Origin of the sequence: Paenibacillus sepulcri, assembly GCF_042647105.1 — a bacterium.
GTDB classification, from domain to species: domain Bacteria; phylum Bacillota; class Bacilli; order Paenibacillales; family Paenibacillaceae; genus Paenibacillus_Z; species Paenibacillus_Z sepulcri.
Map to the genome: position 1 here is coordinate 6801093 of NZ_JBHRUP010000001.1, position 18875 is coordinate 6819967.

Sequence of the window (18875 nt, forward strand, 5' to 3'; positions counted from 1 at the left end):
CATAAATACCAGGTGGAGGAAAGAATACTGATGAAAATAAAAGCCGCAAGGAAGATTGGAACGTCCTTTTGTTTCCCTGTTAGTTTAAGAAATCAAGGTAGTCAAAGTGCTCATTATATACGAGATCCCGGGAGGATTTAATATGGGTAAGTACATAGTAACGGTAATGACCAAGCCGAAAGACGGTAAAGATGAAGAGTTTAGAAACTGGTATAAACACATCCACATCCCCGAGCTTCTCAAACTCCCGGGCTTTATTAGCGGGAACAGATATTACAGTGTAAAAGCCGAGCTGCCTTATATGGCTATCTATGAAATAGAAACAGAGGACATTCAGAAAACGATGGACTGTTTTCAAAATAATTCGCCAAACTTGACATGGTCAAATGCTCTGGACATGGATTCCATTCAGTCACAGGTATATGAAGTGTTGGAGTGAAGCACCGAGTGGAGTATAGGATTCATTTTTAACAATTAGATTGATATAAGATGCTATCCGTTATTATTTTTGTCAATGAAATGAATCTAAGAAGACATTTGAGTAGAAAAAGTGAATCAAAAATTCTGAAGGGAATGGTAAGGATGTCACAGAAAAAGGTCTGGTTCGTCACGGGATCTTCCAAAGGATTCGGATTAGCTTTAGTTAAGACACTGGTGGATAGGGGTTATAAGGTAGCAGCCACTTCAAGAGTGGTTAGAGATCTTGAGCTATCCGTTGGTCTGCACGACAACTTTTTTCCACTTCAAATGGATTTAACAAATGATTCAGATGTCAAAACTGCAATTGATGCCACAATTAAGCGGTTTGGCCGATTGGATGTAGTTGTTAATAATGCAGGTTACTGCCAGGTTGGACCAATAGAGGAAGTTCCAGATCATCTTATTCGGCAAAACTTTGAAGTCAATGTATTTGGAACGTTGAATGTAATAAGACACGCGCTTCCCCAGCTGCGGAAACAAAGGTCAGGTCATATTTTTAATATATCCTCGATAGCCGGATATCAAGGGATGGCTGCTACCGGCGTATATAGCGCTACAAAGTTTGCCGTAGATGGAATGAGTGAATCTTTGGCGCAGGAAGTAGCGCCTTTAGGAATCTTTGTCACATCGGTTAAGCCTGGCTTTTTCCGCACCAACTTTTTCTCTGAAGGATCGATTCGTGCTGGAGGCAATCCTATCGCCGATTATGAGACAATAAGAAAAAACCAGGAATCCGGCATCCGGAGTTATGATAAGAATCAACCTGGCGACCCGAATAAAGGAATGGATGTTTTGATTCGAGTTTCCGAGTCCGAGTATCCTCCGGTTCATCTTTTTCTGGGAGCGGATGCGTATGGAGTGGCGGATCAGAAGGTTGCCAATGTAAAACAAGAAATGCAATTCTGGAAATACTTGGCGACCAAAACTGATTTTTGAAATAACGTCTATGAAAACATCGAGGAGACGGATTTTATAGGAAGATCGCTGTGAAAGGGGCATGATAGACTTAAAGAATTTCCTCTGGGAGAGTTATTGGATAGATTTATAATTGAGAGATCGCCTGTTGAGTTGACCACGTAGCACTGCTGAATGCCTGAAAATTTGTAATTGCTGCTTGAAAATCCTTCTCGCTTAAAGCTGCAGTGGCATCATATACAACAGCGGTTTGAAATCCATTTTCAATTAAGTCTCTCATATGCGATTCTACACAAATGTTTGATAGGACACCTGCCAAAATGACCTTTTCTTTTCTATGCTGACGTAATTGGTAAACGAGATCATTGTTCTGCGGACTGGCAACCTTATGGGCGGTCGAAACGACTGTTTGGTTTGCCAAAATGTATGGCTTAAGTGATGGAACCCAGTCAGCTCCCACAGAAAGGTGGTCATGATTTTTTTGATAGACCCGAAGCTTTAATAACATGTCTTGTTCAGCTCCAGTAAATTGCCAACCATAATCATGCGGATATATATAATGAGGGGATACAAAAAGCTGATACCCTTTACTCATGGCGGTGCTTATTAGAATCTCAAGGTTTCCTAGTGTGTTGTAATGCTCAATAATATGTTTAGTTAAATAGTAGCCTTTCCCTCCAGGTGAAAGAAAGTCATTTTGTGGGTCCGTTATGACAATTGCTGTATTAGCAGGATGAGATTTAAACATTGTTCTCCTCCAATTCACATTTAAATATATCTATCTTTTGAGTAACAATTTATATAATGATTCGGCTATCGTCGTTTATGAATATATATTAATGGAATCATGGAGATATTCTGTTTTTTGATGGCGCATCGGTATTAATACAAGTGCAAAGTAAGATGAAAGATCCCGGCTAATGTAGGACTTCCGATCTCCAGGCCGTGAATTAGCAGACGATGATGTTTACACTGCTTACGCCTTCTTGGGCTCCACTGAATATAAAAAAACCACTTCAGACGAAGTGGTTTGAATGATTGTTTCAGTGGAGCCTGGCGGGATCGAACCGTTGACCTCTTCGCTGCCAGTGTTAGTGATAGGTTTGGATCCGGCCATTTGCCCCCATTCTCTGTTGAATGAGTTAATTGAAAGAGATTTCGCTCATATCTATCGTTATTAATAGCGGTTCCGGAATCATATGTTCATCTTGTCTTGGATAGACCCGGCGTCTTGTCGGAACCATGATGCCGTTATATTCTTGGTAATCAAAAGCGGCCGTGGTTTGGCACTGCTTCTGCTGGCTGCGGCGCTCCCGGCAAGTTTGTGTGACTCCAACACGTCGGACATTAATATTTTCTCTCCTTTTACCCGAGATCTCCCCGTGACGGATTGGCTATGGCCCAATTGACAGCAGCAGGGGATTTTCTGTAGAATTAGGGAGACAAGTCTGTCTCACATACACTGAATGATACAGACAAATCTGTCTCATGTCAATCGCTCATAGATATATTTTCTAATGACAGGAGGGAACGATTTGGAGAAGAAACGCACGGCCAAGGAACGGATTTTGGCCACGGCATCCGAGCTTTTTTACCGCGAAGGCATTCGTGCCGTTGGAATCGACCGGATTATCGAGGAATCGGACGTCGCCAAGGCGAGCTTCTATCGCAGCTTCTCGACGAAGGATGACCTGATTGTCGCTTATTTGCAAGAGCGGGGCAGGCTCGGCCGGGAGAGAGTGAAGGAGGCGGAGCTCCTTCATCCCGATTCGGTCAAGGAGCAGCTCTATATGCTGCTTCGCCAATTGGTCGAGCGGATGCGGCAGACGGGCTTCAGAGGATGCGCATACATGAATGCGGTTGTGGAATTCCCGGACGAGGACCATCCCGCGCATCGCCAAGCGGTCGAGAACCGGCTGGAGCAGTGGGACACCATCGAACGAATCGCCACGCGCGGCGGCGCGCGCAAGCCGGACGAGCTCGCGTTCAAGATGCGGCTCATGTGCAATGGCGCCATGTCGACATCCTATATGCACAAGGAAAGGTTCCGTCCTGACGTGTTTTTCGAAGCCGCCAAGCTCATCATCGACAGTCACTTCGACGAACGTCCCGAACAATAAGCGGCTCAATCCGGGACTGCCGCGGGCGGGGAGGAGAAGTTGCACGCTTAACGGCTATATGTTTTCATCTGACCTTTTGTCCACCGATATTTGCTGGCTTCCTCCGGGCCGCCAATTCTGCCGGCGGGTATGGACGCCCAGGCAGGAAACCGGGTTGGCTCCGGGTATTGACTAGCGCGTCCAGCCTGCCGAATACGGAGCGGATGCGCTAGAGGTTATCCCGGATCGGTTGCCGGATTCCGGCTAATCACCCCGCGACGAGACAATCACCGCGTAACCTTTGGCGGTCAACGTCAGCGCCGTCTCGCGGCCGATGTCCCCGCTTGCGCCCACGTATGCGCCACTCTTTTTTGATCCAGACATGTGCGTCCACTCCTATTATGCGATACGAATCAAAATACGCATGCATATTCAGCTTCCACAGCGGAGCGATCATGGCTGCCCAAAACGTAAAAAGCGGATTGGCAATATTTATGCAAGTATATTTTGCAAGCAGTACCACGGCGAGAGCGTGGATATTACGTGGCGTGACTGTGATTAGCGTAATTGGCTGAACGATGAATTCTATAAACACCATGGAATCAGCAATAACCAGGTTTGTGTATTGGTTGCCCATGGCCGTCAGAAGATGATTTTCTCTGGTTCTTGTACGTATACGGACAACGAAATTAGGTGAAGGTATTAGAGGTCATGTATCTGATGCAAACGTGCTTTGTACCGATTCGTGGAGGGCATTCAGCTCATATGCGAATAAGAAAGGTTTGGTTCAATACAATTTCAAGTCCAATGGCTTGGTTTCGCTTTTTAGATAGCAAGGAATACGAAAAAACCATAGAAAATAAAAAAAACATGCTCGTATTTGCATGTCTTTTCTACATGTAATTAATAAATAACTTGCTTATAGTCATGTCAAATTGAATCAAGACGTAATATCGTCGAAATTCCGCAAAAGGCGCTGCTCCAGCCCTTTTCATTTGTTTTAAGTTCTTGCATGATCGGAATGCTCATATCGGGCAAAGACGATCGGATACAGATCAAGCGCCTTTTGCGTTGGTCGGTACATTGTTTGTGCGCGGTTTGTTTCGCCTTCTATCTTGATGAGCAGGTCTGCTTCAGTGAGTGATTGGAGCCGTGCGCTCAAAATATTGGTTGCGATCCGTTCATCTGAAGCAAGAAACTCGCGGTAATGCCGCTTATTATGGATTAGGACATCGCAAAGTATGACGAGGCTCCATGGATCACCTAATATATCGAGCGTCAAGGAAGATCGCCGAGGCAGGTGCTGACGTGTGAGTCTGCGTCGACGCAATGCCGCCAGCGAACGAGAAGATAGACTGCAACTGGCCGCCGGCGTATTTGACCTGACTGCGTTATAGACCAACTTTATCAAGGCTCTCATAAGCTTCGTTCAAACTGCCTCGTATAAGCTTGGAGAGGCATTTAGTTTTGAGGGGATGTTTGTGTCGCGATCCAGTGACATAAACATCCCCTCAAACGGTTCTAATGACACAAACATGTACCCATAAGAATCGCTAATTATTTGCGGTTCAATGCTCACTAGGATCGCTATTGCATTGGTGACGACGGCCGGCGATAGCCGGCAACGATCTTCGCCATGAACAAATCCGCTCAAATCTCCTGCCTCGCCTAGAAGACCAGCTACACGAATGTCCATGATCACAGCCTCACCCTCCTGATTTGAAAGATGACTCCATTATAAGACTGGTAAACCCGTTCAATCATTCATACCGCCATACCGCGATCATTATTTGCATGAAACGACTGTCTCAACTTTAGTTTAGAAGAATTGCGATACATAATTGAATGAAAAAAATGGAAACCTATCCCTATAATCGCTTATTCTGAGAGGAGAAAATGAATTGCGTCCCATCACCACGCTTCAGGTAGCAGCAATTGTAGTTAGTTCTACAATCGGAGGTGGCGTTCTCGCAGTTCCCCTTCTTGCTGTTCGCGCAGCAGATACCGGAGCTCCGCTTGTCACGCTGCTCGGAACACTGGTCGGATTATTCGGCCTGATCATTGTTACGGTGCTCGGCATCCGTTTTCCTGACCAGTCGATTATTCAATACAGCGAGGATATTATCGGAAGAGGCATCTCATTCGTGGCCAGCCTGAGTATTGTCATTTTCTTCAGTATATTGGCGGCTGCGATTTCCAGGGAATTCGGGGAAGTGGTTATCACCTCCATATTAAAGAGGACACCATTGGAAGTGACCGTTCTCGCGATGCTGCTGCTTGCAGCCGTATTCGCCCGAACGGATATTGTAACGTTCGCCAGTATCCATCTTTTTTACCTGCCGTTCATTATGGTGCCCGGCCTTACTATCGTATCATTGTCACTTAAGAACTCCCGCGTCCTGAATTTGCTGCCTGTATGGGGTAATGAGCATCACGACCTGTTTTTATGGATATTTACGATTGCCGCCTTGTTTCAAGGCTCCTTCATCATTACGATGGTCATCCCGTTCATGAAATCGCCAACAAAGGCCTTTCTCTCCATGATTTGGGGCTGGGCTATACCCAGTTTGTTATATGTACTCATTGTCATTTCCTCCGTAGCCGTATTCGGTCCGGAAGAAATCAAATTATTGATGTGGCCTACATTGGAATTGGCTAAAACAACGGCACTGCCCGCCAATATATTGGAACGGCTGGACGCGGCGTTTCTTGCGGTCTGGGTGACTAACGTGTTCACGACGATGCTGTCGACTTTCTACCTTACGGTCAAATCCATAACCCAGATGTTTCATTTGAAGGAGCATAAAATATTTGCTTTTTTCATGCTGCCTTTTATCTTTCTGATTGCCATGCTTCCGCAAAGCGTGCTTGAATTATATGAGTTTGCAGAATATGCCGGAAAATTGGGATTGTATATTACCATCGGCTATCCCTTATTGCTGCTGCTCATTGCGGTAATTCGTAAAAAACGCGGAAAACCGGTCGCCGTCAAAGACAGCAGCAGCTAATTCAGTCAAGTTTTTTCATCCCATTTCTACCTGGATATAATGCGCGTCTCCTCCCCCGGCATGAGAGGAGGGAATCCAGGGCATCCGAATTCTATTGAATCGACATGATGCAGAAAAGAATACCGCTGCGTTTTTGAACGCACTGCAGTCCCAACATTTCGAAGAGTTGACAGAGCAGTACGGGGGCTGGATGGATATTGAAAAAATGCGGAAGCTCCATGAGGAGCAGGATTTCCGGCTGCTGTCCTACAACCGTATCCAGGCTGACTACGAAGACGGTTGTGTTTGCACAGGTCAAGTGCAGACGACCTTCGAGGTCGACGGAAATCCGCTGCATACGACAGCCATTCTTGCATTCGACTCAGACTATGAGCTGAAACAGCTCTGTGCTGTTACGCCTCCGGGAGTCAAGCGGGGCTCCATTCCCGAGTTATCCGGCTTGAACCTGATCGCCTGCGGGAGCGATTCGTTCTAAAGTTGTACAGGCGATGCCGCACAGCTGTCAGTATAAGCATACGGTTCAACGGCGCCAGCCCAAGCTCAACCCCGGCTTGGGTTTTTTTGTACAAACCGGTCAGTTCGTATTGACATAAAAAAATGGGGATTATAAAATAAGGATTGGCACTCAATGGATTAGAGTGCTAATCGCAATCCGGTAACTATCTGAGCAGGATGAAAATCTTTTTATAATTGGAGGAGAGATAAGGATGGCAGTAAAAGAGTTTAAAGCGGAATCCAAGCGGCTTCTGGATATGATGATCAACTCCATTTACACGCAGAAAGAGATCTTCTTGAGAGAATTGATTTCCAATGCCAGCGATGCAATCGACAAAATCTATTATAAAGCGCTAACTGATGACAATTTGGCTTTTGACAAGGACAGCTACTTTGTTAAAGTTACAGCCGATAAAGCAAACCGTACACTGACCATTACAGATACCGGTATTGGGATGACCCAGGAGGATTTGGAAAACAACCTCGGCGTCATTGCCAAAAGCGGTTCTTTGGCGTTCAAAAAAGAAAATGAGTCCAAAGACGGCCATGATATCATCGGTCAGTTCGGCGTCGGATTTTATTCCGCGTTTATGGTTGCTGACGTCGTGACGGTTATCAGCAAGCCTTTGGGAGGCGAAGGAGCCTTCAAGTGGGAATCCCACGGAGCGGAAGGATATACGATTGAGCCTTTCGAGAAGGATACGGTAGGCACAGAGGTTATCCTGAAGATCAAGGAAAACACGGAAGACGAGAGCTATGACGAGTACCTGGAGGAATATCGTTTAAAGGCGATTATCAAGAAGTACTCCGATTTCATCCGTTATCCGATCAAGATGGAGATTTCCAGCCAAAGGGTAAAGGAAGGCACCGAGAACGAATTCGAGGCTTACCAGGAAGAGCAAACGGTCAACAGCATGGTTCCCATCTGGAGAAAAAACAAAAGCGAGCTGACTCCCGAGGATTACGAGAAGTTTTATATGGAGAAGCATTACGGCTTCGACAAGCCGCTCAAGCATATCCATATCAGCGTCGACGGCGCGGTGAGATATCAGGCGATCTTGTTCATCCCGGAGAACATCCCATTTGATTACTATTCCAAGGAATTTGAGAAAGGCTTGGAGCTGTACGCCAACGGCGTGCTTATCATGAACAAATGCGCCGATCTGCTCCCTGACTTCTTCAGCTTTGTCAAAGGGATGGTGGATTCGGAGGATTTATCGCTTAATATTTCCAGGGAAATGCTGCAGCATGACCGCCAGCTGAAGCTGATCGCCAAGAACATCCAAAGCAAAATCAAGAGCCAGCTGCAAAGCCTCCTGAAGGATGAGAGAGAGCAGTACGAGCAGTTCTACAAGTCGTTTGGCAGACAGCTGAAGTTTGGGGTTTATAATGAATACGGCCGCCATAAGGATGTGCTGCAGGATCTGCTGATGTTCTATTCCTCCAAAGAGCGTAAGCTTGTGACGCTGGATGAATATATCGCCAGAATGCCGGAAGACCAGAAATTCATTTATTACGCCTCCGGCGAAACAAATGAACGGATCGACAAGCTTCCACAGACCGAGCTGGTAGCGGACAAAGGCTATGAAATCCTGTATTTCACCGATGATATCGATGAGTTCGCGATCAAAATGATCATGTCCTATAAAGAGAAGGAATTCAAATCCGTATCCAGCGGCGACCTCGGCATTGAGGAGGACAAGGATCAGGATCAGTCGGATTCCGATGAGAACGACAATAAAGAGCTGTTCGAGTCGATGAAAGAAATTCTCGCGGACAAAGTGAGCAGCGTCAAAGCATCGAAGAGACTCCGCACTCATCCCGTATGCTTCTCGACGGACGGCGAGGTCACCATTGAGATGGAGAAGATCCTGAAGGCGATGCCAAACAATCAGGATGTAAAAGCGGACAAGGTGCTGGAAATCAACACGCATCATGCGGTGTTCCAATCCCTCAAGGACGCTTACGGCAAGGACAAGGAAAAGCTGCAGCTGTATACGGCTCTGCTCTACAATCAAGCCCTTCTGATCGAAGGTTTGCCGCTTCAGGATCCCGTGGAGTTCACGAACGATATCTGCAAAATCATGGTCTAAGCATGGCGCTTTAACAGGCAATAGGAGTACCGGAAGGGGCGGGCCGCAACAGGCTTCGCCTCTTTTTCTGCTGAGTTTTGTCGTATTTTATTTTGGGTTGACTTCCCTCCGGGCATCTTATATCTTATATATAACAGATGGTTTTTTCCATTATTTGAAGAAGGCGTGATTGCTGTGGAACTTCCCAAAATACAAACCTCCAATTTATTCGATCAGGTATACGGTACGATGAAGCAGATGATTATCCGCCGCAGCTTCCGTACCAATGAGAAAATATCCATCCCTGTCCTTGCAAAAAATTTGGGCATCAGCATTACTCCGATCCGCGAAGCGCTGAATCGATTGGAAGCCGAGGGACTGGTCAAAACCGTACCCAAGGTGGGGACCTTTGTCGTGGGGATCGATAAGAGCTATGTGGAGCAGGTGATTGAGTTCAGGCTGATGATCGATTTCTGGGTGCTTGAGCAATACCGCACGTTCTCCGGGGAACGCTTCGACGAGATTGCTGCCAAGCTCGATCAGCTCACCCAATTCGCGGTCGAGGAGGTTGACCCGGCGGTAACGCCTATCGAGCAGTATGGTAATTTCGATATGATTTTTCATACGGAATTTATTAACACCTGCGGCAATATTCAGATTCTTGAAACCTATCAGAACCTGATGAATTTCCGGATATTGACGGTCAGCGACCCCACACCCAAGCAGTACAATCTATCCATGACGCAGCACCGGGAAATCGTAAAGCAGCTGCTGCAGCAGGACTGGCAGGGAACCCGCAATGCGATCCGGCAGCATCTGAATTATTCCAGGCAAAATCTGACCGACTGGATCGAAAGCAATGGAGGGGAGGTATAAACCAAACCTTTCTTCAATATTGTAAACGGTTACATCATCCGCACCCAAGAGCCTCTACTATTCCTTTCCTGCGTTATCAATCCTCAATTATCAAAACTATCCCAGCCTATTTCCACTTGCTGCCCCTCCCAATACTCATTTTATATAGCAGCATCACAATCGATTATCCATTTATTGTATAAAGGAGGTGGTTTTTATTCGATAAACCTATAATAGATAGCTGACCACAGGCTGCTGCTTCGAAAAGGGGTTTGAATGCGTTCTGCGTTCCTAATCTATTTCTACGGAGGGTTATGCATGAAAAAGATCAGCTCCATGCTCGTAGTTACGCTCCTTGCTTTAACCGCCATTTTATCTGCGTGCAGCAATTCGTCCGCACCGATTGTACCTGCCAATAATGAGCCGGCGACCCAAGAGAACAATGGTGCAAATACGCCGGCGGAACCGGCAGCCGGGCAGGAACCGGCGGCAGCTGAACCTGACCATAAACAGTACAGCGGGGAAATCGTCATTTCCCTGAACGGGAATTCCGATGATGTCGGGGATGCCAAAGCGTTCGAGGCTCTCGCAGCGGCTTACAAGAAGGTGCAGCCTAATGTGAAGCTGGTATGGGAGCCCAAGGGCAGCTCAGCCGGCGATTATCCGACCGTCCTCGGAACGATGCTGGCTGTAGGCAACCCGCGTCCGGATCTGGTGGCGGGCAATTATGTGCCGACCTATGACAAGTATTTGAATTTCGATAAGTACCGCTATCAGGTTAACCCGTATACCGGCAACAAGTGGGACGATGATCTGGACTTTAACTTCTTCGTGGCGAAGAATGCCAAGGGAGACCGGATCATGCTTCCGACGCAATCGGTCCATATTATGTGGTTCTACAACAAGGACATCTTCGACAAGCTGGACCTGCAGCCGCCGACCAACTGGGATGAGCTTGCGGCGGTATCCGAGAAGATCAACGCGGCAGGCATCATTCCGATTGCCTCCAACTTCGTATGGAAGGTGCCGCAGTGGGTGATCGAGATTTATCTGGATCAATTCACCCGCAATTGGCATGATATCGTCCGGGCGCATGAGGGAGATTACAATTACGACGACGAGCTGGACGGCAATTTCAAAGCAGATCCGAACGATCCTTACATTGATCTGAAATATAATTTCAATCAGGCCCGGATGTATAAAGCGATCAAGGACGGTCAAATCCGTTTCGACACACCGGAAATGACACAGATGGTAACCAACATGGCGAAGGTGTTTCCAAAATATGCGCAGAAGGATTTCTTCGTCAGCACCGACGATTATCCGCTGTTCCTGCAGCAGAAAGCGGCCATGATTATTGACGGCACCTGGAGCCTGCCAACAGTGAAGCAGGATATGGCCAACCTCAACGACCCGGCCCGGCTGAAGGAGCTGAAAATTACAGATACCAGCTCGCTCAAGCCCTTCAATTGGGGGACATTCGAGAATCCGCCGATGACTGGCGATCTTGTGCAGGGTCCCGTACGGAGCGTCGAATCCGCAACAGGCGAATATGTGAGCATTATCGAGAAGAATCAGGCTCAAACGGATATGGTGCTGGATTTCGTCATGTTCTGGCTCTCCCAGCCCGGCTATCAGGCATGGGTCGACGGCATGGTGGCTGCCGATGAGTTCAATCCCGGCGGTCCGGTTATGGTCAAGAATGTGAAGGTCCCGGCGGAGATCGAGGAGATGTTCAAAGGGGTCAAAATGCTCGGAAACGCGGAGATTCCCCTCAACAACCCGTTATCCACACGCGTGCCTGACCTGGATAAGGCCCACTTTAATTTGTATAAAGAGGCGCTGGAGGGCAAAATCACGCCTGAGGAATTCGGCAAGAAGCTTCAGGAGTCCTGGACCAAAAACTTTGACGCGATCATCAAGAACGCAGGGCTGACCGCCGAAGACATCGAGCATCCGGAGCGGGCGCCGGGGCAGTAGCCGCCCGGGGCAGGAGGGTATCATGCCGAACATAACACGGGAGAAAGGCGCGCCGATATTCGCCGGAAGAGGACTGCGGGCTGCCATTGGAACGCTTATCCTGCTCATCCTTGTGAATTTGCTGTGTGTTCTCGTTTTTGCCTCTTCCGGCGAGCCTTACAAGACAGGCAGCCCGATCAGCGGCGGGAATGTGATGAAAGCGGTCGGGATTGACGCCCGGACGACCGCGGCAATAACCAGCGACAGCCGGTTAATCCTGCTTGACGGTCAGCAGCAGGTGCTCAGGGAGAAGAAGCTTGAAGGAACGGCCTCGGCGCTTGCCTTGTCAGCCGACAAGAGCAAGATCTATATCGGCACCAGCGACAGAAAGGTATATGTGTTTGATTTGACGCTGAACGAGATTGACGGCTTCGACGTGAACGGCAGAGTCATCGGACTTGATTCGGCGGTAAACGGTGAAATGGCCATTGCTTACGGAATTGGACAGTATACGGACCGGTTCTGGGTCGGTCTGTTCGACGAGTCCGGAGCGGACCGGTACAAGACGAAGATCGGATTTGACGTTAACGCTGTCGCAGCCGGAGAGCAAGGCGTATATTTCGGCACCGCGGATTCCAAAGTCGGCTATTTATCCCCTGAGGGCGAGGAACTGTGGAGAACGAATCTGATCCAGCCGATTACCCGGCTCAGTCTGAACGGAAAGCAGGAGCTGCTGGCTGGAGACGAGAGAGGCAATGTTGCGCTGGTCTCGGCCAAAGGGAAGGTTCTGTGGATCAATCATCTCTCCGCATACCCGATTACAATGGTCGCAGCGGTGGACGAAGCGGGACATATTCTGGCAGGAGATAAGGACGGGAAGCTGTTTGTGCTGAATGCGGAAGGCTATGCCCTTTATAACGCAGGCGTTTCAGCCGGTTCAATCAACAGTCTGATTGGCACAACAGGCGATGAAATTCTGCTGCTGACCGATCAGGGCAAGCCGGTAACGGTTTCCCTCAGCAGCGCTCTGGATGCAAAAAGGCAGTTTTATATTCAAACCGCTCTGATCGTCGTCGATGCGGCGCTTGCTGTAACAGCCTTCTGCCTGTTTGTGTGGTCTGTTGCAAGCTGGCGTGCCGCCGTCATCCGCTTCGGCAGGAAGCTCAGGCGTTCCAGATCAGCCTATATGCTGCTGCTGCCTTCCATCATTCTCATTCTTATCTTTACTATCGCGCCGACGCTGATGGCAGTGTTCTATTCCTTTACCAACTTCAGCTTGAAGGAGCCGCTCAAGGTGATCGGTCTGAGTAATTTCGTTGCAATGTGGTCCGATGAATTTTTCTGGATCGGGATATGGAACATGTTCCTGATCCTGATTACTTCGATTATCAAAGAGGTTACGATGCCGCTGCTCGTTGCGGAGCTGATCTTCTGGCTCCGCAGCAGCCGGATGAAGTACTGGTTCCGCACCGCTTATGTCGTTCCAAGCATCGTACCCGGCGTTGTCGGCATTTTGCTGTGGAAGATGATGTATGAGCCCGAAGTCGGCATGATCAATCAGTTTCTGGGCGTGATCGGGCTTGACGGCTGGAAGCATGCCTGGCTTGGAGAGGAGAACCTCGCTCTCTGGAGTATTATTATGGCGGGATTTCCATTCGTGAGCATCTTTGCTTTTCTGATTTATTTCGGCGGTCTGATCGGGATCAGCAGAGATATCTACGATTCCTCCTCCATTGACGGAATAGGCTCATGGGGACGTTTCTGGAAAATTGATCTGCCAATGATCCGGCCGCAGATCAGGCTGATTCTGTTCTTCACCTTCATAGGCAGCATCCAGGGCTTCGCCAATATCTACCTGTTCACCCGGGGAGGACCGGGAACGGCTACCTATGTGCCGGGCCTGCAGATGTACAACCAGATCTCGAACGCCAATTTCGGTTATGCTTCGGCCATCGGTTTTGTTCTGGCTGTCTTCGTCTTGGCCGGCTCGATACTGAACCTGCGGTTTTCCAAACAGGAAGGAGTCTAAAGAGGATGCCGAGGAAAATAAACGCAAAAGCGATCATCAGCTATTCCTTGCTGGCTGTTATCCTGATTCTTTCTTTTGTTCCCATTATTATGATGGTCTCTATGTCGCTGCGCGACAGCCTGCTCATATACGGAGATTTCTGGGGCTTGCCCTGGCCGCCGAAAATCAGCAATTATTCGTTCGCGCTGTTTGATCTGCTGGCTCCTGTCCTGCGGACCATGTATTTATGCGTCATCTCCATCCTTGGCATCATGCTGTTCGCGACGCTTAGCGGCTACGCCTTTGCCCGGCTCAGCTTCGTTGGCCGGAATATGATGTTCTGGGTCATCGTCATGCTGATGACGGTCCCCGGAGTACTGCTGCTGACGCCGAACTTCGTGCTTGCCGACTGGCTGCATCTGAAGAACAGCCTGGAGGGGCTGGCTGTGTTCTACATTGGCGGCGGCCAGCTGTTTGCGATTTTTCTGCTGCGCACCTTCTTCACCTCCCAGCCCGAGGAAATGTTCGAAGCGGCCCGGGTGGAAGGCGCCAGCGAATTCCGCTGCGTGTGGTCGATCGCGCTGCCCCTGGCGCGTCCGATTCTGATCACGATCGCCATCATGAATTTTCTATCGATTTACAACGATCTGATCTGGCCCATGCTGATGATCAGCACGCCGAACCTGCAGACGATTTCCATGGCACTGGCCAGTTACGCGCCGGATGCCGGGAACTCGGTAGGCAAAATATCCCGGCCGGATCTCGGCATTATTACTTCGGGCTATGTATTCGCCTCCGTGCCGCTGCTCCTGATGTTTACGCTCGGCATGCGCTATTTTATCGAAGGACTTACTTCGGGCTCTATTAAAGCCTAGAACGGGCAAGCAGATAAGCAGGCTGCAGCGAATCGGCAGGCTTAACCGGGTTTAGGCAAGGGCAAGGTAAACACGCTTGTAACACTCAGCTATTCTATAATGACTTAGCTATTAAAGAATTACAGAAGGAGAGAGAGCATGAGCATAAACGAGCTGTATATTTCCACTTCCGGCAATGACGCCTGGTCAGGCAGACAGCCGGACCCCGGCCCTGACGGGAAAGACGGCCCTTTTGCCACAATCGCCGGAGCGCGGGATGCCATCCGCCGGCTGAAGAAGTCGGCGATGCTGTCAGGACCGGTTACAGTGTGGCTTAGGGGCGGCATTTACGAGCAGACGGAGCCGGTCGTATTTGCGCCCGAGGACTCGGGATCAGTCACGTACGCCGCCTATCCGGGCGAGCAGCCTGTGGTGGATGGGGGCTGGCGGATTACGGGCTGGCGGGAAGAGACAGTGGGCGATATACCGATGTGGGTTGCTGATATTCCGGGTGTCGCCCGAGGAAAAGGGGAATTCCGCCAGCTGTTCGTGAGCGGAGAGCGCCGGCCGCGGACCCGTCTGCCCAGGCAGGGCTTTTATTGGATGAAGGATGTGCCGGGCACAGGCTTCCACAGCGGAAGTATGACGAGCGATCTGTTCGCCGGTACGGATACGTTCGTTTGCTCACCAGGCGATATCGACGGCTCCTGGCGCAATATGAACGATGTGGATGTCGTCGCCGTCCATTACTGGATCGAAGAAAGAATGCCGGTGGAATCCTTCGATAAACTCACGGGTGAGGTGAAGTCCAGCCGGAGGAGCATGTTCGTGCTCAAAGACGATGTGGCGAAGCGGTACGCCAAATATTATGTGGAGAATGTATTCGAGGCTCTGACCGAGCCCGGGCAGTGGTATCTTGACCGCCCGGCCGGCAAAGTCTATTACATCCCGCACCCGGGTGAAACGCTGGAGGAAACGGAGTTCGTCGCCTGTTCCGCGCAGCAGCTGCTGAAGCTGGAAGGCAGGCCGGACGAGGAGAAATATGTGGAATACTTGTCCTTCAAAGGACTTTCCTTTGCCCATACGGATTGGGTACAGCCCAAAGGCGGGGGAGAGCGGTTCGAGCGTCCGGGAATCGATTTTGCAGCGGCACCTCAGGCGGCATTCCATATTCCCGGCGTGATCTATATGCGCGGAGCCCGCTATTGCGCAATCGAGGATTGCCGGATTGAGCGAATCGGCTGGTACGGCGTCGAACTGTCCGAGGGCTGCCTGTCCAACCGTATTGTCGGCAATACAATCGCCGATATGGGAGCAGGCGGGATCAAGCTGGACGGCGCGGATGCGGATGGCCCTGTGCTGAGTCGTACGGGAAACAACCGGATTACGGACAATCATATTCACGGCGGCGGTCGTATCTTTCACAGCGCCTGCGGCATTCTCTCGGTGCATTCGTTTGGCAGCAGCATCTCGCATAATCATATTCACGATCTGTATTACACGGGAATTTCCTGCGGCTGGGTGTGGGGATATGCGGAGAATGTATCGAAGGACAACCGGATCGAGAAGAACCATATTCATGATATCGGCCACGGTCTGCTCAGCGATATGGGCGGCATCTACACGCTTGGCGTCCAGCCGGGCACGGTCATCCGCGGCAATCTTGTTCATGATATCGAAAAATGCAACTATGGCGGCTGGGCGATTTATCCGGATGAAGGCAGCTCGCATATCATCATTGAGAATAACGTATGCTTCCGGACGACCAGCCAGGTTTTTCATCAGCATTACGGGCGGGAAAATATCGTGCGCAACAATATTTTTGCCTTCGGCCGTGAAGGCCAGGCGTCTCTGAGCAGGGCGGAGGGTCATAATTCCTTAACATTCGAGAAGAATCTGGTCATTGCCGACGGGCAGCCAATCTTCGTTGCGGGATATGCCGGCCATTTCGACAAAAAGGGGTTTTACAGCGATCTGAATCTGTTCTGGGACGTCTCCGGCGGCGAGCCGCTATCCGGCAATCAAAGATTCGATGAGCAGGCGAATTTCTCGCTGGACGACACCCGGTCCATTGGGGATATGAGGCAGCTGGGTTATGACCTTCATTCCATCTATGCCGATCCGCGCCTTGTGGGTGCGGCTGGGGGAGATTTTACGCTCAAGGAGGATTCGCCGGCATTCGCACTTGGATTCAAGCCGATTGATCTGTCCGATGTCGGCCCCCGCTCCGCTGCTGACAGGCAATAACGTAAAACTACCGGTTTCGGGAGATGAAGAAATGAGCGTTCAAGGTAAAGCCGCGATTATAACAGGCTCAACGAGCGGGATCGGTCAGGCGGCGGCCGAAGCATTGGCGCGTCACGGCGCGAAGGTGCTGGTAAGCGGCCGGGATCAGGCGAGAGGGGAAGAGATCGCCAGAAGCATTACGGAGAGCGGTGGCGAAGCCCATTTTGTAAAAGCCGATCTGGCAGACCGCGATGCGCCGGCCAGGCTCGTTCATGAGGCGGCAGGCCGATGGGGAACCATTGATATTGTCGTCAACAATGCCGCTCTCGTCTGCAACAAACCGGTTGAAGAGATCGTGCATGAGGATTGGGACAGATTGCTTAACGTCAATTTGAAGGCCCCTTTCTTCCTCATACAGGCAGCGCTGCCGTGGTTGAGGGAAAGCCGGGGCAGCGTCATCAATATCAGCTCCATCAACGGTATCCGAAATGACAACAATAACCTGGTCTATGACACGATAAAAGCGGGATTGAATCATATGACGCAGGGGCTGGCGCTTGATCTGCGGACAGCGGGCATCCGCTTCAATGCGCTTATGCCCGGGGGAGTTGCGACCCCGCTGCTCAATCAGTGGTTCCGGCAGTTTACGGTCAATCCCGAAGATGCGGATCGGCTGGCGGAAGCCGCCAAGCACGGGCCGCATGTGGGGACGCCCCGGCAAATTGCCGATGCCGTGCTGTATCTGGCAGGCAGCCGGTCATCGTGGGTGAACGGAGCGGTCATTCCGATCGATGGCGGATATCATCTGTAATCTGACGTTCACATTTTATGAATAAGAGGTGCGATAACGATGACAGTCAAACGACAACAGGTTTTGTTTCTGTGCCTGACCAACCCGGAGCTGAGCTCCAAAACGGTGGCGTGGGCGCTTTACGACGGCGCATCGGCTGAGGGGGACAGCCGGATGGAAACGGGTGATTCCGCGATTCCTCCCTATGACTCGGTGCTGGATGCCATGAGGGACGGATGGAAGGTCATCCAGGCACCCCAGCTGCCGTATTTCATGTATGGCCATGAGAACGAAACGGGCCATCTGCCCTGGGAATATTTGCTGGAGAGGGAGGTCGGGATCAATGGTCAGCAAGGCGAATGAGCATTTGCTTGATGCGCGGCAGATGGCCCGATTTTGCAGTGACGGGCTGCTTGTATTGGAGGATCTGGTTCCGCAGGAGCTGAATGAAGCGGTTTATAGGGATGAATTGACAGTCGAACCGCAGGGCTACGAATTCTGGAACAGCTCGGAGGCGATCCGCGAGGTCTTTGAGCTGCCCCAGGTCAGAGGCGTTATTGAAAGTCTGGTGGGCCGAAATTATGTTTATGACCATTCTTTTCTGCATACCGTCAAGCCCAATAACAGCAAATCGCAGAACTGGCATGTGGATTCCGGCGTCATGAATCCGAATCCCCATAACTTTGACATCCAGGCCTTTTATTTCGCCCATGACACGCCGGTCGAAATGGGTCCGACGCTGGTGCTCCCCGGTTCCCAGCTGCGCCGGGCCAGCTATTGGAGCATTTCGCGCTACAAGAATATCGCGGGCCAGCGCCATCTGGCATCGAAGGCGGGTACGATCGCCTTCATGCACCAGGATATCTGGCACTGCGCGCAGCCCAACCAAACGGACAAAACCCGTTATGTGTTCAAAATCCGCCTGAATTCCGTGGAGCAGCAGCGCAATCTGTTCAATACCGATGGCTATGACGACCCTGAGGTAGTGGAAATTTTAAAAACCCGGCATCCCTGGTACGGTTCGGACTGGCAGAAGGAATTCTATCAAAGACTGGATTTCTGGCGCTATCTGGTCGGCAATGATTATATTTTGAAAAAACGCTAGATGCAGGTT

Annotated in this window: 17 protein-coding genes and 1 pseudogene; 15 read left to right on the forward strand and 3 right to left on the reverse strand. The window is 50.1% G+C overall.

Translation table 11 applies throughout. From position 1 onward, the window contains the following. Positions 1-142 precede the first annotated feature (142 nt). Positions 143-439 (forward strand): DUF4286 family protein, encoded by a 297-nt coding sequence (locus ACFOLF_RS29475; protein ID WP_210037530.1) that lies wholly within the window; start codon positions 143-145, stop codon positions 437-439. Between the two features lie 50 nt (positions 440-489). Then, positions 490-1416 (forward strand): SDR family oxidoreductase, encoded by a 927-nt coding sequence (locus tag ACFOLF_RS29480; RefSeq protein WP_379219568.1) that lies wholly within the window; start codon positions 490-492, stop codon positions 1414-1416. 106 nt (positions 1417-1522) lie between these two features. On the opposite strand, the gene ACFOLF_RS29485 is transcribed toward ACFOLF_RS29480, so the two are convergent. Next, the gene (locus tag ACFOLF_RS29485) at positions 1523-2143 is read right to left on the reverse strand and encodes an isochorismatase family cysteine hydrolase (protein WP_210037531.1); all 621 of its coding nucleotides are present in this window, start codon (positions 2141-2143) and stop codon (positions 1523-1525) included. A 787-nt stretch (positions 2144-2930) separates the two neighbouring features. On the opposite strand from ACFOLF_RS29485, the gene ACFOLF_RS29490 reads away from it, so the two are divergent. Beyond that, a complete protein-coding gene (locus ACFOLF_RS29490) occupies positions 2931-3515 on the forward strand; it encodes a TetR/AcrR family transcriptional regulator (protein ID WP_379112773.1) in 585 nt (194 codons plus the stop codon). A gap of 568 nt (positions 3516-4083) precedes the next feature. After that, positions 4084-4306 (forward strand): annotated as a pseudogene (locus tag ACFOLF_RS29495) (IS1595 family transposase); the annotation flags it as partial. Between the two features lie 188 nt (positions 4307-4494). On the opposite strand, the gene ACFOLF_RS29500 reads toward ACFOLF_RS29495, so the two are convergent. After that, positions 4495-4914, reverse strand: a complete 420-nt coding sequence (locus ACFOLF_RS29500) for a winged helix-turn-helix transcriptional regulator (protein WP_379112768.1) — start codon at positions 4912-4914, stop codon at positions 4495-4497. 9 nt (positions 4915-4923) lie between these two features. Then, on the reverse strand, positions 4924-5196 hold the full coding sequence (locus ACFOLF_RS29505) for a hypothetical protein (RefSeq protein WP_210037534.1): 273 nt from the start codon (positions 5194-5196) through the stop codon (positions 4924-4926). Positions 5197-5395: 199 nt separating this feature from the next. On the opposite strand from ACFOLF_RS29505, the gene ACFOLF_RS29510 reads away from it, so the two are divergent. The 11 genes from ACFOLF_RS29510 to ACFOLF_RS29560 all read left to right on the forward strand — a co-directional run bounded on the left by ACFOLF_RS29510 (position 5396) and on the right by ACFOLF_RS29560 (position 18866). After that, on the forward strand, positions 5396-6502 hold the full coding sequence (locus ACFOLF_RS29510) for a GerAB/ArcD/ProY family transporter (protein ID WP_379112765.1): 1107 nt from the start codon (positions 5396-5398) through the stop codon (positions 6500-6502). Positions 6503-6692: 190 nt separating this feature from the next. Further along, positions 6693-6977, forward strand: coding sequence for a hypothetical protein (locus ACFOLF_RS29515; RefSeq protein ID WP_210037535.1), 285 nt, complete (start codon positions 6693-6695; stop codon positions 6975-6977). A gap of 232 nt (positions 6978-7209) precedes the next feature. After that, entirely contained in the window at positions 7210-9090 is a 1881-nt protein-coding gene (htpG, locus tag ACFOLF_RS29520; RefSeq protein ID WP_210037536.1) for a molecular chaperone HtpG, read from the forward strand. Between the two features lie 174 nt (positions 9091-9264). Continuing rightward, positions 9265-9945, forward strand: coding sequence for a GntR family transcriptional regulator (locus ACFOLF_RS29525; protein WP_210037537.1), 681 nt, complete (start codon positions 9265-9267; stop codon positions 9943-9945). 297 nt (positions 9946-10242) lie between these two features. Beyond that, positions 10243-11904 (forward strand): extracellular solute-binding protein, encoded by a 1662-nt coding sequence (locus ACFOLF_RS29530; RefSeq protein ID WP_210037538.1) that lies wholly within the window; start codon positions 10243-10245, stop codon positions 11902-11904. Positions 11905-11926: 22 nt separating this feature from the next. Continuing rightward, positions 11927-13912, forward strand: a complete 1986-nt coding sequence (locus ACFOLF_RS29535; RefSeq protein ID WP_210037539.1) for an ABC transporter permease subunit — start codon at positions 11927-11929, stop codon at positions 13910-13912. A 5-nt stretch (positions 13913-13917) separates the two neighbouring features. Continuing rightward, entirely contained in the window at positions 13918-14766 is an 849-nt protein-coding gene (locus ACFOLF_RS29540; protein ID WP_210037540.1) for a carbohydrate ABC transporter permease, read from the forward strand. 138 nt (positions 14767-14904) lie between these two features. Next, on the forward strand, positions 14905-16992 hold the full coding sequence (locus ACFOLF_RS29545) for a right-handed parallel beta-helix repeat-containing protein (RefSeq protein WP_210037541.1): 2088 nt from the start codon (positions 14905-14907) through the stop codon (positions 16990-16992). Between the two features lie 31 nt (positions 16993-17023). Then, complete coding sequence (locus ACFOLF_RS29550; protein ID WP_210037542.1) at positions 17024-17782, forward strand: SDR family NAD(P)-dependent oxidoreductase; 759 nt, start codon at positions 17024-17026, stop codon at positions 17780-17782. A 39-nt stretch (positions 17783-17821) separates the two neighbouring features. Further along, positions 17822-18124, forward strand: coding sequence for a hypothetical protein (locus ACFOLF_RS29555; protein WP_210037543.1), 303 nt, complete (start codon positions 17822-17824; stop codon positions 18122-18124). Next, positions 18105-18866 (forward strand): phytanoyl-CoA dioxygenase family protein, encoded by a 762-nt coding sequence (locus tag ACFOLF_RS29560; RefSeq protein ID WP_210037544.1) that lies wholly within the window; start codon positions 18105-18107, stop codon positions 18864-18866. Before ACFOLF_RS29555 ends, ACFOLF_RS29560 begins: the two co-directional genes overlap by 20 nt. The last annotated feature ends 9 nt before the right edge of the window (positions 18867-18875 follow it).